The sequence below is a fragment of the Psychrobacter maritimus genome (assembly GCF_029953575.1).
Classification (GTDB): domain Bacteria; phylum Pseudomonadota; class Gammaproteobacteria; order Pseudomonadales; family Moraxellaceae; genus Psychrobacter; species Psychrobacter maritimus.
The window spans coordinates 2,533,152-2,548,994 of the sequence record NZ_CP124526.1 but is presented as its reverse complement, the minus strand read 5'-3'; the positions used below and the strand labels follow the sequence as shown (position 1 = coordinate 2,548,994).

The following is a 15,843-nucleotide window of genomic DNA, read 5'->3' as shown; positions in this document are numbered from 1 at the left end:
ACCGGGTAATCAAAAAGTCAGTTTGGTTTATTTGTAATAGCGCTGCTATTTCGCGGCGATACACTCAACTTCAACGCTTGCGCCCGCTGCCAGCTCTGAAACGCCAAAGGCTGAGCGTACAGGGTATGGCTTAGCCAACTCTGCTTTATAGACTTTATTAAAGTCATCAAAATCATCCATATCGGTCAGCATCGCCATACATTTGACGATGTCTGATTTTTGATAGCCGTACTTTAATAAGGTTTCATGGATATTATCGAGCGCTTGTTTGGCTTCCGCTTTTACGCCGCCTTTGACCAATTTGCCGTCTTTAAAACCAATCTGTCCTGACATATAGAGCGTATCGCCAACACGTACCGCTTCTGAAAATGGATAATTGCCACCATCACCGAGAAAGACTGGGCTAGATTTGGTGACGGTTGCATTATTAGTAGTCGTTGGCGCTGCATTGGCAGTAACGGCAAAGCCCAAGCCCAAGCCTAATGAACAGGCGCTAACCAGCACCGCTTTAGATAATTGAGTAGTCAGTTTATCAATATATATAGACATGCTTGTCTCCTTATTATTGTGGTATTTCTTAAATCCATTTTTTGGTAGCTATTTGCTTGTTTAACAAATTTAAATTAATTGCTCTCGAGTTCTGGCGTCGAGTGCTTGCTGCTTTCTTCACTTTCAGGTTGCTCTGTTTTAGGTTGCTTGTCTTCAGATGGTTGGTCTTCAGACGGCTCATCTTCAGTTTTTTTATTGTCAATTTGCTTATTTTCTAGCGCTTTAGCGGCTTTACCTTGACGGCGCGCTTCTAGCTCAGATTTGGGTATCCAAGCCCACGTCATCTCAACGACGATAGGGTCACGGTCGCTATCCGACTCACGGTCATGAATCACGCAAGGAATTACCATTTCACCCTTTGGCGTATTTAAGATATCCAAGCGCTGCTCGTCTGATAATGACGCCACGGCAGCAATCTGACCTTTTTTAATCGGGCGATAAAAATTCACCGAATAAGATTTAATCAATAATACGCGGTCAGACGGTAGGTTTAAACCCAAAATAAACCCTGTTGCGGTTTCAGCAAGCAAGGTGATGGCAACGGCATGGACTGAGCCAATATGATTTTGCACCGCTTTGGTATTATTTAAGCTGACCACCACTTGATTGGGGTCGACGGTCTCATAATAGATACCCGTTGTGCCCACGTACGGTACCACTTTACCAAAGGCTTTCGATAAAATGCTGGCGCGCGCACCCGCCGGTAAATATTTGGTGACTGATAGCAGTTTGGTAAATTGGTTGCTGATAGGTTTTAAGGTGCTATTTGGTTTTTCGACTGGCAATCTTGTGTTGTCAGCTACTTTGGCTGCTCGTTTATTGGTCAGCTTGGTAGGGAGTTTTTTTAATAATCCTGACATACAACATTCCTCAATTTGGAGTGGTTGAATCATATTAATTAACCAAGCTGGTTTATTAGGCTAGCCAACTGGGTTAATTAACGGATGGTTAGAAAATAAGCGCTAAATGAGAAAAGTAACCAGCTTTATCCTAGCAGCTATTTTAACGCTGGCGCATTTCTAACTTAGTAAATTTCTAACTATGGTACATTAAGTGCCGTATCGCTACTATTATTAACATGAACTACTGCGCTTATAAAATATGACTAACGTAACGATACCTTAAATGTTCGCAATAAATATTAGCAATAACATCGCTAACAGTAAGGTTGCTAAAAATAGTACGACTGAAAAACAGCATCGCTGAATGTTAGGTCATTTAATGCAAAAGAGCTACGTTATAATAGCTAGACTTTCACGTGGCTGAAATGCCGAGGTATCGTTGCCGTAATTTTTTAATACTGGATAAGGCTGTGCCGGATATGTCTCCTCAAAAACCGACTAATATCATTTATACCGGCGTCGCTGGTACGGGTAAAACCTATCGCTTGCTACAAATCGCGCAGCAATATACCGATTATCTGCCAAGGATAAATGACAAGGATTTATTGGGACAGCTGCTGCAGGAATTAAGCTGGCGTGATGTCGTTTGTTTAATATTTTTGGATTTTAAGTCCAAAAGACAGGACTTAGTCAAGGTACCAGAAATTGTCAATCATGAGTTTTTTGTTAGCAAGGCGGCGCAAAATGCGCGCGAGAAAAACTTAAGCAATACCGCTTGGTCTGTGCTACAAATGCATACGCCTGCTAGCTCACAAACGGTGAGTTATAAAAATCGAGCCAGCCAAGCCTATTTTGATAAAGATAATAGCGGCGCATGGTATCTGCTCCCAGAAAGCATGGATTTGTTAAGCGATTTAGCGCAGCAATTAGCCGAGTTTCAGCAGGCGCAGCGCGAGAATAACAGCCAAAATCAAGAGTTTCGCCAACAGCGTTTTAGTATGGTCAGCTTCCATCAGGCTTATGGTTATGAGGAATTTGTCGAAGGTATCCGCCCGGTGATGGCGGCGACCAGTCCTGCAACGAATAGTTCGTCGCAAATGAGTTATGCCATTCAAGACGGCGCATTCTTAAAATTGTGCCAACGCGCTGCCAATGACCCTGATCAACGTTATGCGATGCTGATTGATGAGATCAATCGGGCTAACGTTTCACGCGTCTTTGGCGAGCTGTTAAGTTTGATTGAGCCAGACAAACGTGCCGGCATGACAAACGCGATGACGGTCAATCTGGCTTATTCAGGGCGAACCTTTAGTGTTCCTGCCAACGTTGATATTTATGCCACCATGAACAGCCAAGACCATTCATTAGCGCCGCTTGATATGGCATTACGAAGGCGCTTTCGCTTTATTGATTGCCCGCCGCAGCCTGAATTATTGCCTATTCTTTATATCAATCAAGACTTAGAAGCAGTTAATTTAGAAACCCTTTATCCAACAGAAACCATCGATTTAGCGAAACTCTTAACGGGTTTAAATAATCGCATCGCGCAAACGCTTGGGGCAGAGGCGCAATTAGGTCATGCATTTTTATGGTCGGTAGATAGTCTTGAGCAATTGCAAACGGCACTTATTGAACAAATCATTCCGCAATTGGCGCAAGCCGCGGGTGGACAAGTGACTATTTTGCAATATATCTTTCAAGATGAGCAGCAGCCGCTGAGCGCGCAGTTTATACAAGATAGCCAAGCGCTCATCAATAATGATGCAAATAATTCGGTTAATCCAAATAGTCCAAGTCAACTATTTGCAGGACATCAGTCCTTTCTCGGTCAGTCTATAAGCAGTGGCAGTTATAAAACTAATGCAGATTTATTAGATAACAGCGCTGAGTTTACAAAGCCGTTTGTTTATCAGCGTTTATATTAACAAGGTTGCTAGCTAGTGATGAGTAGAGTATTACAGCCTGAGGGCAAAGCAATAGGTAGCATCGCTAATGGTGCTAATAGCGCTAATAGTACTAATAGCGTCAATGCAACTATGACTGATACTCATATCATCACGGTGTTTGAACACCAACGTTTAACGGCGCGTGATTTTGTACACGTAGCGGATTTTCACTGGTTAATGGCGCAAGAATATGCTGTTTTTAGCATTAAACGCCAGCAAGGACAGTGGCAGCTAAAGGTTGGCCATTATATTGGTATTATTTTATTGCCAAGTGGTATGACACTTGAGATATTGCCCAAGTTGATGGCAAAAACGTCTAGCAAGCATGATCAGCAGCAGCCATATGATTCAGCCAAATCTAGCGCTATTAATCAGACGCGCCAATGGGTGCAGGATATGTTGGCTGACTTAACCAATAACAGCCAATCTAAAAGCAAGCTCCCTAATACAAAAAACTTAGGTCAATTTAGCAATCAGTTAGCCGCGCTACCACTCACAGCACTGCCATTATCAGACTGGCTGATTGCACAGTTTTTACAGCGTTTATCTCACTATCGACCGACCAAGCATTATCAGGCACAAATTCATAACCAAGCAGCGCTACAAGGTCGCTTGCTTATTAAAGAACAGCTGCGCCATAACAGCATGCAGCCGCATAAATTTGTCTGTGAGAGCAGTGTGCTAAGCCAAGAGATGCTTAGTAATCGCTTGATTAAAAGTGCGCTGGTCTTACTTGCACCGCTATTTTTAGCATCGATGTTACTGCCATCATTGCAGTTATGGAAGCAAGTAGAAGTAGCAGTGCTAAGTTGCTATGAGCTGCAGCGGCTTGAGCTGTTATATCAGCAAGCAAAACGCCAGTTAGCGTTGCAGCCTTTATCTCGGCAGCAATTACAAGCGGCGCAGCAGTTACTAGATTTGGCTTATTGGCTCTTGCAACAATCTGACGCTCACACCGGTAATGGTATTGATCCGAATCCATCAGCCGCTCTCAATCCCTCTCAACCACGCTTATGTTTATTGATTGATATGAATCAAGCGTTTGAGCAATGGGCAAGCCAGCGCATAGCGACAATGTTTCAGCAATTCAATTCGGCTTATAAGCCCTTATTTCAAACACAAAGCGTCTGGCTAAACGATGCAGAAGGGCAGGCATGTCTGTCTATTCGTCCCGATTTATTGATATATAAAGCAGCTGCTGACAAAGGTGCTTATTTCAATTTAGGTCAGAAGAAAAATCAGGATGATATAGAAGTCAGTGAGAGCGAGAGCGCAGATGATTATAGCTTAGGTAGCTATAGCCACGTGATTGATATGAAATGGAAGTATCTAGCGCATGCCGGTGCGATTAGCGCCAATGACGCTTATCAGTTGACCAGTTATGCGCAGGCTTACCACGCAGAGCAAGTATGGCTGGTTTATCCGGTGCAAGATGATATCAGGCAACCCGTCGAGCTTAGACAACAAGCTTATAATAAAGGTGAGAGTACAGACCGCAGTAAAACACCTGACCGGCAGTCAAATCCCGCTCGATTATGGCTTATTCCTTTTAATGTTATTACTGGAAAGATAAATGGTAGCTTGCTTCCAGACGTAAATGTAGTATAATGAGCGCTGTCGAAAACGACAGTATGTATTATGGTTGATAAAATCAACATTGCGTCAGCGCTATTTACATGAAGATTTAAGATTTTTAAAAGAGTTTAACGATTCTTTGAAAATAATCAAAAATAAGTGTTGACACAACCGGCTTTAACCCTTAATATGTGCACCTCGATAGCAAGTAACATTAACAAGTTAGCGGTATTACCGACAATAAGTTAAACAACAAACTATCGTGATAATAGAAAATTTCGGAGTGTGGCGCAGTTTGGTAGCGCATCTGGTTTGGGACCAGAGGGTCGTAGGTTCGAATCCTATCACTCCGACCATCTATTTAAAGAGCCTTACAGGCTTTTTTTTATGTATAATGGTTTAGTTTCTGCTATGCTAAACTTACCAAGATATATAAAAGTCCTCTAAGAGCGCCTGTAGCTCAGTTGGATAGAGCATCTCCCTTCTAAGGAGGTGGCCGCAGGTTCGAATCCTGCCAGGCGCACCATTTAGCCTGTCAATCTTGCCTTTTTGGCAACAGTTATGGCGGTTGTAGCTCAGTTGGTAGAGCCCCGGGTTGTGATCTCGGTTGTCGTGGGTTCGAGTCCCATCAGTCGCCCCATATTTTATTCTGCATTACCTTCCTCACTACCTTCAAAAAATATTAAAATAACTCTATTTGCCATTACTGGCATTTTTTCGTGCCTGTCTGTTTAATATTTATGCATGCTCTCCATGCTCTCTAAGTTATGATGCCATGCAAACTATCCTGCTGTTTTAATTCTTATCAGTTATAAACTTCCTAGGCATTTAATTATCTAAGCGCCTGCTAGCCTTTTTTCGCTTTTTTTCTTATGATAGATGTTTTTGCTGACTTGCTAGGGTTGTCAAATAAATGTTTGATAGCTCTTCTTAAATCCGGCTAGCAAATCAAATTATATGCTTGATGTTTCTAGGTGTTTTTAGACGTTTTTTGCTTCGACTTTATCAAACATAAAAATTTTATCGTTAGTTCAAAATAAAATTGATACGTTAATAGTGATGGGCGATGCGACGGGTATAAATCTTCCTTGCTTGCTGCTATCACAGCGGCTAGGAAAAATTTATCCCAATCGCACTGTATCGGTTTTAATGTGAATCTCTTATAACAAATAAAAATTGCACCTTGAATACTTTAAGAGATTTTGCAGTGATAAGCGCTTTGTCTCTTTTTTTAAATGTGATGGCTATTACGTACATATTACTGAGGAAGTGATGGATGGACGCACTGAGTGTGTTGCTACAAAATGTGCATTTATTCGAAACGAAATATTATCGTTTAAATGGCGCTGGTCATTGGTCTTATTCAATCACAAGACAGGATACGATTTTATTTTATTTGGTGATGTCGGGTGGTTTTGCTATCGATGTTGGCAATGGCCCACGAGAAGTGCATGCCGGTGATATGATTATGGTTCCAAGTGCCCATAAGCATGTCAGTTACGCGCTAAATCATCATGGTGGTAATGCTGCATCGTTAGATGAGTCATTGGCAAATTGTCAAAAGGATACACTGGATCTTCAGGGTGAGGCTGACGGTGAGCCCAATTCATCGCTGATACTGATTGAATGTAAGTACGATAAGGCGATGATTCGGCCTTTATTGTCCGTCTTGCCAGCGATATTGCCTGAAATTAGCAAGGAAGCTGATGGTCGGTTTGAAGTCATTGATGTCGAGATTCGGCTGCTGACGTTAGAGACTGAACACGAGCGTATGGGCAAAGCTGCGGTCATCAATCATTGGGCAAGTATTATGATGATTGAATGCCTGCGGGTATATATTGAAAGTCTACCTGAAGCGACTGATAATTGGCTCATCGCCATGAAAGACCCGTTTTTGACCAAAGCGCTGGTAGCGATGCATGAGTCTCCAAGCAAAAATTGGACGATTCACAAGCTCGCTGAGGTGGCAGGAATGTCACGCTCAAGCTTTGCGCAGCGTTTTAAAGAAGTGGTCGGCATACCGCCATTGACCTATTTGATGGATTATCGCCTGCGCTTAGCCGCCCGTTATTTGCGATTGCAGCAAAATAGTATTAGCCGTATCAGTGAATTGGTCGGTTATGCTTCAGATTCGACCTTTAGCCAAGCCTTTAAGCGTGTTTATGGTGTCTCGCCAAAAGCCTATCGCCAGCAGTATCAGCAGCAAACGCTTGCTTAGTCAGCTCTTAACTGTCGTGCATCTTTAAAAAGCGCTCAGGCTATTTATTTGCCTGAGCGCTTTTTTTATTCAATACTCATTATTGGTTGGATGTTTTTACTGCTTAACAGACCCTTTATCACTGAGTTTGATGCCTAGTATTTCGGTGATGGACAGCTGACAATGTACTGAGGTTCAGGTACTATAGAATCATGAGTTGCCCAAGACAAGATGTACTGATGCGCGCTGATGCGTTGATTTCTTAGCAGGTAATATCTCAATCTCATGGTATGACAGCCAGGCGATGGTGATAGCTAATATGACTTGGGCAATGTTGATTTTTTGCAGCTGATGGTATTTTATGACTGAACCGACCGCTAAACCAACCGTAACCTTAAATGATTCTCAAGGCGCTACTATGCCTACTAATCATACAGACGACGTTAATCAAAAAAGCGTTAATCAAAAAGACGTTAAAAGTAAGGTAAAAAACAGTCAGCGAACGGTAAAAAATAAGCAAAAAGGTCAAGTGACGGCTGCGCTTGATAAAGCGGCATTATTGGCATTATTTACTTTGCCAAATGCTGAGCATAACTCTGACGAATTATCAGGCGAAAATCTAGCAGCTGAAAAATCAGCATCTAAACAATTACCGCTTGAACAAGCTGGTATAAATAGTGACAACGAAATACCTGCTAATCAAATATCTACTAACCAACTACCTGCCCATCAAACCCTAAGTACTGCCAACACAGAGACCAATGTCGCCGCTCAGCGAGTGGCGCTTTATCGTGCGCAGCATGAGCGCACGCGCCAACTTTATATGGCGTCTGCCGCGACCCGTCCTACTTATTTGGTGCAAACGCTAAAAACACAGTTTGCAGAATATCAGCAATATTTACTGGCGCAGCAGCTGGATAAACGTGGTCTGATGGATACCGATGGGCTAGAGCGCCTATGGCAGCAGCTGCATGTGGTTGATGATATTATCGAAGATATTGTGCGTCATATGCCCGCGCAGCAGCCCGCCGGTTGGCAGCTAACGACGCAAGATGGGCACAATCCACTACGCTTTGCTACCATCGGTAAGCTCAAACATGGCAAGCCTATTCTAGATCAAGGCAGTTTAAACAGTTATGTTCTTGGGCACTTTGGGGTCAGCAGCTTTACTTATGACCGTGGCTATTATATTGGTCATGTGGTTGGTTACTTATTTAGCTGTTACTTCTGCGCCCATTTGTCTATCAGTTATGGGGTTACAGCGCTTGGTCCGCAGGTTGTGAGTGACTATGAATACGCCAGTTTAGAGACGCCGCATATGGTGCGGCTGCTACAAGGTTTGGATGGTTATTGCAAAAAGCGTATTTACCAGCTTGCAGTTATTTGTGCAAGGTTGAGCGTCTTTGCCAGTGACAAGCGTATCGAGCGAATGCTGATAGCTGAGGTCAATGATTTTGATAAAAAGCTGCAACAACAGCATTTAGATGTTTTATTATTACAAGGTTTAATGCCCGATAGCAGTGATTCTACGCCGCTTTTCTAAATTATTAACCCTCTGTCATTTACGTTAAAACGTCGATTTATCACCCTTTTTAACTGACCACCTTAGGATATTCGCTGCTATGCCCGCTTATCATTATAAAGCGTTAGACGACCATGGCAGTGTCCAAAAAGGCTTACTTGAAGGCGATTCTGCGCGGCAAGTGCGCCAGCAACTGCGTGATAAACAATGGACGCCAGTTGAAGTCACAGCCGTCAATGACCGACAAAGTCAAAATAAAAATCGCTATAAAAAACCATCGGCTTATGAGTTGGCATTGCTAACCCGTCAATTATCAGTATTACTTGCCGCCGGTATTCCTTTAGAGGAAACGCTTGCTGCGGTCGCCAAACAATCGCCAAAAACTCACATAAAATCACTTATGCTTGCGGTGCGCTCGCATGTGCTAGAAGGTTTAAGCTTAGCGCGTGCATTGCAACAAGCCGCCAGTTTTCCGCCACTATATATCGCCACCATTGCGGCAGGGGAAAAATCTGGCCACTTAGATTTAATTCTTAATCAATTGGCAGATTACACCGAAAACCGTTTTGCCCTACAAAAGAAAATCCAAGGGGCGATGGTCTATCCGATTGTGCTGATGGTAATGGCAGTCGGGGTGATTATGGGCTTGATGAGCTTTGTGGTGCCAAAAATTGTCAAAGTATTTGAGCAATCTGAGCAAGCGCTACCGCTGATTACCCAAATTGTCCTGAGCTTATCGAATATCATTACCCAGTGGTGGTGGTTGATGCTTTTGGTATTGGCAGGGGCAGCGTTTTTGTTTTATCGCTTTGCCCAAACGCAAGCGGGTAAATTAGCCATAGACAGTATTGTGCTCAGACTACCGATATTGGCGCGCTTATCAAAAGGGCTTAATGCAGCGCGCTTTGCCAGTACGCTTGCGATATTGGTGCGCTCGGGTGTGCCGCTAATCGAAGCATTACATATTGGCGCGGCGGTCACCACTAACTTACACATTCAAAAAACCATTATCACCGCAGCTGATAGGGTGACAGAAGGCTCAAGCTTATCGAGTCAATTAGACAAGTCCAGCTACTTTCCACCGATGATGGTGCAAATGATTAAAAGTGGTGAAAATTCAGGCGAGCTTGAAAACATGCTCAGCCGCGCGGCTAATATGCAAGAAGCGGAAGCGACCAATTTTATCAGCACCTTACTGTCGTTACTTGAGCCGTTAATGCTAGTACTCATGGGCGTGGTAGTGATGATTATTGTGATGGCGGTGATGCTGCCGATTGTGAATATGAATGATTTGGCAGGCTAGTAAACCCTGTTTCTTATATATCTAAATCGCTTGAAATTACTTGATTTACTTTTATCCGACTTAAACTTTCCTTTTATCTACCTTACTAAATCCTGCGCTAGCTTTCTTAAGCTTTGCTCACTGTTGTACATTGTTGAAGAGGCGGGCTATATACTTCAGTCCGCTTAGGCATTGGGTTATAGTAGCTAGCGTCAATCCGCTTTGACTTTCACTTTGTATTCTAAAGGTTTTATATTATTTATTATCTGCTCATATGAGATTTGCCGCTTTTTTCAGGTTTACATTGACAAAATCAGTAACCGTGAGGATAATCTAATCGCAGCGCTGGATAAAAATAAAATCATGGTCTATCAAACCGCGAAAGAGGACTCCATCCGACATTAGGGTGGAGGTGAATTTCGCCTCATTGTTACTGTTTATTTACACATCCTGACCGTGAATTTGGTATGCTTATTAAGTATTATTGTATTAATAAACTCGCCAAGACTATTCCATGAAAATCAACAAAGCGTATCAATTTAGGCTTGAGCCTAATGTAGAGCAACAGATTATTCTAAATAATCTTGTCGGCTCTGCACGCTTTGTTTGGAATCAAATGCTAGCGATCTCATTTGAGATGTTTGCCAAAAATGAATTTATTAATGCCACCAACTTGGTTAATAAAATCATGGATCTAAAGAACAATCCTGATTTTTCTTTTTTGAAATCTCAATCAAATGCGGTGTCCTTACAGCAAAAGATTCGTGACTTGGCATCGGCTTGGTCACGATTTTTCGACCCTAAAGTTCATGCTAGGCTCAAAGAAAATAAAAAGAAGCTCCGAAAACCCAAGTTCTTTAAGCTAAGCGATGGCACAGAGATTCAACTACGACAACTGATGCCAAGATTTAAACGTAAATCCGATGGCTGCGACTCAATCAGGCTTGTTCAGTTTGATAAGTATTGCCGTATTGAAGGCAACCGCATCAAACTACCTAGCGGTATTGGCTTTGTGAAGTTTAGAAAATCACAAGACATCATCGGCACCATTAAAAACATCACTATTAGCAAGAAATCAGGGCACTGGTACGTGTCTTTTGGGTGTGAGCGAGAACTGGATCAAAACCCAATTCACCCCTCTACAAGCGCCATAGGTATTGATTTGGGCATCACTAAACTCATTACCACCTCAGAAGGTCAGCACATCAAACCCAAAAACAGCTTTAAAGCCAATCAAATTAAACTGGCCGCATTACAGCGCCAATTAAGTAGAAAAGTCTTATTCAGTCAAAACTGGAAAAAGCAGAACCGTAAGATTCAAAAATTACACCATCATATTGCCAATATCCGCCATGACTACTTGCATAAAATCACCACCACAATCAGCAAAAACCACGCCATGATTGCTTGTGAGGACTTAAAAGTAGCCAATATGTCGAAATCTGCAAGCGGTACGCTAGAAAACAAAGGGCGTAATGTCAAAGCCAAGTCAAGATTAAATAAATCCATTTTGGATCAAGGCTGGGGCATGATGATTGATATGCTTGAGTACAAGCAGCACTGGCAAGGCGGGGTGCTCATTAAAGTAAACCCACGCTACACCAGCCAAACCTGCTTTGAATGCAAGCATATCGCCAAAGAGAATCGACAAACTCAGGCTAAATTTGAGTGCGTCAAATGCGGGCATAAAGCAAATGCTGATATGAATGCAGCTAAAAATATTCTTGCGGCAGGACATGCCGTGTTGTCTGTGGAGGGAGGATGCGGTAAAGGTCGCCCGATGAAGCAGAAAACTTGTGACATTCGTGAGAAAGTCGCCTAAGCGCTAACGCTTTTAGAATCCCCCGCTTGAGCTTGGCGAAAGTGGGGGAGTATGTCAAAGTGATAATCGATTCAATATTCATTAAGACCACGCTAATATTACCTGAGCGCTCCTGACCACTTATATAACTGTGACGATAAAAGCGATGATTATGACTAAAGAAAACCAAGTAAATATGATGCCGCAGACTGTTATTAATAACGCTCAAAAACCTGACGCTATCGTGAATGACGATAGCAAAATGACGGTGCGCGGCCATCAGTCAATGCGTAATAGCCAGTCTGGATTTACCCTCATTGAGATTATGGTGGTGATTGTGATTTTGGCTATCCTTGCAGGTTTGGTGGTGCCAAAAGTGGTCGGGCAAAGTGATAAAGCTCGTGTCAAAACCACTGAAACGGCGCTTGCTACGGTATCCAATGCCCTTGATATGTACAAGGTTGATAATTCGCGTTATCCAACTACGGCCCAAGGTTTAGAAGCGCTGACCACACCGCCCGCCGATGCGAAAAACTATCCTGATGGTGGTTATATAAAAGGTGGCTATCCGACCGATGGTTGGGAAAATGAGATGCAGTATGTAGCGCCGGGTAGTGAAGGCCGACCTTATGATCTATTTTCGTTGGGTGCAGATGGGCAGCAGGGCGGTGAAGGGCAGGATGCGGATATTTATGCTCAGCTATAAGGCTAGCCTGAAGCATTATTAGAAATAAGCCGTCAGTTATTCGCTAATAATTGAGTTTTTATAGGTTAAGACCGTATTAATACTCTCTAAATATCAACCAATAAAGGGCTTTATTGGTTGATATTTTTTATTAAAACTAAAATAAGTATCAGTACAGATTCTAAGCAGCAATATCATTACTGTATGCTTTGATGTTCATACTATCGCCAAAACAGTTAGAGTTTAATCAGCGCTTATTGCAAGCGGTTATAACAAGCGATCATGAAAGTCCGTCATCAAAGGTAATTATTTATGTCTATAAAAACAGCAACTGTTATTAATAAATGCGTTTCTCGAAAATCTCGCTTACTGGCACTTGCTCTTATGAGCAGCTCATTGCTGACAGGATTATCAATGACGTCGATGAGCGCGCAAGCAGCAGGACTGGGTGAGCTGTTTGGCAATAATAATGCGGCGCAATCGAAGTTTTTGCCGGTTGATAAAGCCTTTCAAGTGGGCAGTGTAACCAAAGCGACCTCTAAAGGTACGCAGTTATCAATTACTTTTGATATCACGCCCGGGCATTACGTTTATAAAGACAAACTTACTGTCAGTTTTCCTAAGGGTATCAGTGCCGCGCCGTTTAGCTTCAGTCAGTCGCCAGTGTCTATTGATGATCCAACCTTTGGTAAAGTACCTGTCTTTACGCAAAAAAATATGGTCGCAACCACCACGCTGACCACCAATAATGGCAAAGGCGCCAAAAATGTACCGGTTATCATTGGCTGGCAAGGCTGCTCCAAGGCGGGGCTATGCTATCCGCCAGAGAAAATCAAAACCACGGTAAATATTGCTACGGTACGTAAATAAATAATCCCGTAAGCAAATAATCACGGAAGTAGATAGCGCTTCAATTTAAGCATAGTAAGCATAGGTAATACATAGCATATTAGTCATCAATAGGTAGCGTTTCATGTCCATTAAGACAGCAGAAAAAACTTCATCGCGAGCAACGATTCGTGCTTCCAAAAAGTCGTATCTCTTAGCATTTACTATCGCCAGTGGCTCGTTATTTACCGGGCTTTTACCGACGGGACTGACTGCGCTAGTTGCTATTGGAGTGAGCGCGACCTCCATGTCAACGCAAGCGGCAGGACTGGGTGATTTATTCGGTGATAAAAGCGCTGCCCAACCGAAGTTTTTGTCAGTTGATCAAGCTTTTCAGGTCAGCACTAGTAGCAAACCTGCCAATAATGGCACGCGCTTAGCGATTAATTTTGACATCACGCCTGAGCATTATGTTTATAAAGACCAGATTAAACTGACCCTGCCAGCGGGTGTTACTGCTGCACCTTTTACCTTTAGCCAAAAGCCAATTTCAATCGATGATCCAACTTTTGGGCGCGTACCGGTATTTGATCAAACCAATATGGTTGCCACTACCATTTTGACCAATAGTAATGGCAAGAGCTTGGATAATGCTGCTGTGACGATTGGTTGGCAGGGCTGCGCCAAAGCAGGACTATGCTATCCACCTGAAAAAATCAACACCACGGTGAATATTGCTGCCGTAACGCCAAATTCTGCCGCAAATAGCGCCAGTACTTCCGCTACAAATTCTGCAACGAATGATAGCGTTGCAGACAGTGCTCAGTTATCTACAAGTGCAACTGAGGCTAATAATGCTGCTGTAGAGCAAAACCCGTCAGATGATGAAGTGATTGATTATGCCTTGCTAGATGATGAGGCTTTAGAGGCAGAGCTTGGTGCTAGCAATACCATTTCTGGTGCAGATGAACAGGTGGTAGGTGGCAACGTCACAAGTGAGCCTACAAATAATGGCGCTGCAATAAATAATGCTGCTGCAACAGACAAAAATACAGTAACTGGCAATAATGCGGTCGATAGCGATCCTTTTGGTTTGGCTTCTCATCCGTGGTTGGCATTAGTATTATTATTTTTGGCAGGGTTAGGCTTGGCATTGACACCATGCGTATTGCCGATGCTACCGATTGTCGCCAATATCGTTGCTCGCGAAGATAACCCAACGGTGAAACGCGGTGTTATTTTGACCAGCAGTTATGCTATTGGTGTGGCAACGGCTTATGGTATTTTGGGTGCGGTTATCGCTGTGTTTGGCGAATCCTTAGGTATTATTGGTTGGCTGCAAAACCCTATTATCTTGATTAGCTTTGCCATTGTCTTTGTGCTACTGGCGTTATATATGCTAGGTGTGTTTAGCATCCGTCTGCCAAGTTTTATTAGCCGTAAAATGCAAGGCTTAAGCCAAGCGGGGGATAGCAAGCTTGGTAGTACAGGCGGTAGTTTAATCGCCGGTTTCTTATCCGCTTTAGTGGTATCGCCGTGTGTTTCTGCGCCATTATTTGGTGCGCTACTTGCGGTATCGACGATTGGTAGCCCGCTACTTGGGTTTGCCGCCTTATTTATGCTGGGTTTTGGTTTATCAGCACCGCTTATCTTAATCGGTGCGACCCAAGGTAAAATCATGCCCAAAGCTGGCGAGTGGATGAACTGGGTTAAGCAAGGTTTTGCTTTATTGCTTTTTGCCGTTGCACTGTTATTAATTGAGCGTGTCTTTATTTCGCCTGTGATGCTGATGGTATGGGCACTATGGTTTATGGTCGTGGCAATGTGGGCGTGGAGCTGGTTGGGTAAAGGTCGTATGCTGACCCAAGCGCTAGGATTGATTGCCGGTATTTGGGCAGCTTGTTTAATCATTGGTGCCGCATTGGGCAATGATGATAGCTTACATCCGCTGGCGTCATTGAGCGCCGCGCCGATGATGCAAACGACTGCAGGTCAGCCAATGGTCAATAATAACGCGACAGACGAACATATCACCACCCTTGCCGAGCTCGATACGATTATCGCCGCCAACCCCAAAGTTATTGTCGATTTGACCGCTGACTGGTGTGTTGAATGCCGGATTATGGATAAGAATTTATTTCATAATCGTCCAGCGCAGATGCAAGACTGGCAGTTGGTGCGACTTGATATCACAGAGACTACAGCCGATTCTAAAGCTATCTTAGCGCGTTATAAATTATTTGGTCCGCCAGCATTGTTGTATTATCAAGATGGTCAATTGACCAATCAGCAAGTCGGTGAAATTGGTCGCTCAGAGTTTGAACAAACCTTAACGGCACTAAACCAATAACGCCATTTAGATAAATCTTTCTTTATTCTTAATAGAAAAAAGCCAACGTCCTTTAATAATAGGGCGTTGGCTTTTTTACTTTTATTAAATAGCGTGTTTAGTTTATGCGCTAAAGTCTTGGTTTCGCGGCACTTATTCTCATTTAGCTTATTATTTATACTGGTATAATGCAGCGATAACGCTAGTATAGTACACATATTTTCATTACAATAAAGCAACATTGCCGCAGGAGCATTACCTTACGTGATGGCTGCCTTTTATGTCCC

11 protein-coding genes and 3 tRNA genes are annotated in these 15,843 nt (G+C 43.0%); 12 read left to right on the top strand and 2 right to left on the bottom strand.

From position 1 onward, the window contains the following. Positions 1-45: 45 nt before the first annotated feature. Both QJS82_RS10830 and QJS82_RS10825 read right to left on the bottom strand, forming a co-directional pair. A complete protein-coding gene (locus tag QJS82_RS10830; protein WP_281490484.1) occupies positions 46-549 on the bottom strand; it encodes a RidA family protein in 504 nt (167 codons plus the stop codon). Between the two features lie 74 nt (positions 550-623). Then, positions 624-1,409, bottom strand: coding sequence for a DUF4442 domain-containing protein (locus QJS82_RS10825; protein WP_281490483.1), 786 nt, complete (start codon positions 1,407-1,409; stop codon positions 624-626). Between the two features lie 461 nt (positions 1,410-1,870). On the opposite strand from QJS82_RS10825, the gene QJS82_RS10820 reads away from it, so the two are divergent. From QJS82_RS10820 to dsbD, 12 genes are all read left to right on the top strand, one after another. Next, positions 1,871-3,316 (top strand): McrB family protein, encoded by a 1,446-nt coding sequence (locus tag QJS82_RS10820; protein ID WP_281490482.1) that lies wholly within the window; start codon positions 1,871-1,873, stop codon positions 3,314-3,316. Between the two features lie 18 nt (positions 3,317-3,334). Further along, positions 3,335-4,945: an McrC family protein gene (locus tag QJS82_RS10815; protein WP_281490481.1), complete on the top strand. Its 1,611-nt coding sequence runs from the start codon at positions 3,335-3,337 to the stop codon at positions 4,943-4,945. A gap of 246 nt (positions 4,946-5,191) precedes the next feature. Beyond that, positions 5,192-5,268 (top strand) — tRNA-Pro (locus QJS82_RS10810). 93 nt (positions 5,269-5,361) lie between these two features. After that, positions 5,362-5,438 (top strand) — tRNA-Arg (locus QJS82_RS10805). Positions 5,439-5,476: 38 nt separating this feature from the next. Next, positions 5,477-5,552, top strand: a tRNA-His gene (locus QJS82_RS10800). 636 nt (positions 5,553-6,188) lie between these two features. Then, positions 6,189-7,130 (top strand): AraC family transcriptional regulator, encoded by a 942-nt coding sequence (locus tag QJS82_RS10795; protein WP_281490480.1) that lies wholly within the window; start codon positions 6,189-6,191, stop codon positions 7,128-7,130. 397 nt (positions 7,131-7,527) lie between these two features. Further along, a complete protein-coding gene (locus QJS82_RS10790) occupies positions 7,528-8,652 on the top strand; it encodes a hypothetical protein (protein WP_281490479.1) in 1,125 nt (374 codons plus the stop codon). Positions 8,653-8,731: 79 nt separating this feature from the next. Then, entirely contained in the window at positions 8,732-9,934 is a 1,203-nt protein-coding gene (gene gspF, locus QJS82_RS10785) for a type II secretion system inner membrane protein GspF (RefSeq protein ID WP_281490478.1), read from the top strand. 493 nt (positions 9,935-10,427) lie between these two features. Then, entirely contained in the window at positions 10,428-11,735 is a 1,308-nt protein-coding gene (locus tag QJS82_RS10780; protein ID WP_281490477.1) for an RNA-guided endonuclease InsQ/TnpB family protein, read from the top strand. A gap of 241 nt (positions 11,736-11,976) precedes the next feature. Then, positions 11,977-12,420, top strand: coding sequence for a type II secretion system major pseudopilin GspG (gene gspG / locus QJS82_RS10775; RefSeq protein WP_281491715.1), 444 nt, complete (start codon positions 11,977-11,979; stop codon positions 12,418-12,420). Between the two features lie 291 nt (positions 12,421-12,711). Further along, positions 12,712-13,269 (top strand): protein-disulfide reductase DsbD domain-containing protein, encoded by a 558-nt coding sequence (locus tag QJS82_RS10770; protein WP_281490476.1) that lies wholly within the window; start codon positions 12,712-12,714, stop codon positions 13,267-13,269. 103 nt (positions 13,270-13,372) lie between these two features. Then, positions 13,373-15,577: a protein-disulfide reductase DsbD gene (gene dsbD / locus QJS82_RS10765; protein ID WP_281490475.1), complete on the top strand. Its 2,205-nt coding sequence runs from the start codon at positions 13,373-13,375 to the stop codon at positions 15,575-15,577. The last annotated feature ends 266 nt before the right edge of the window (positions 15,578-15,843 follow it).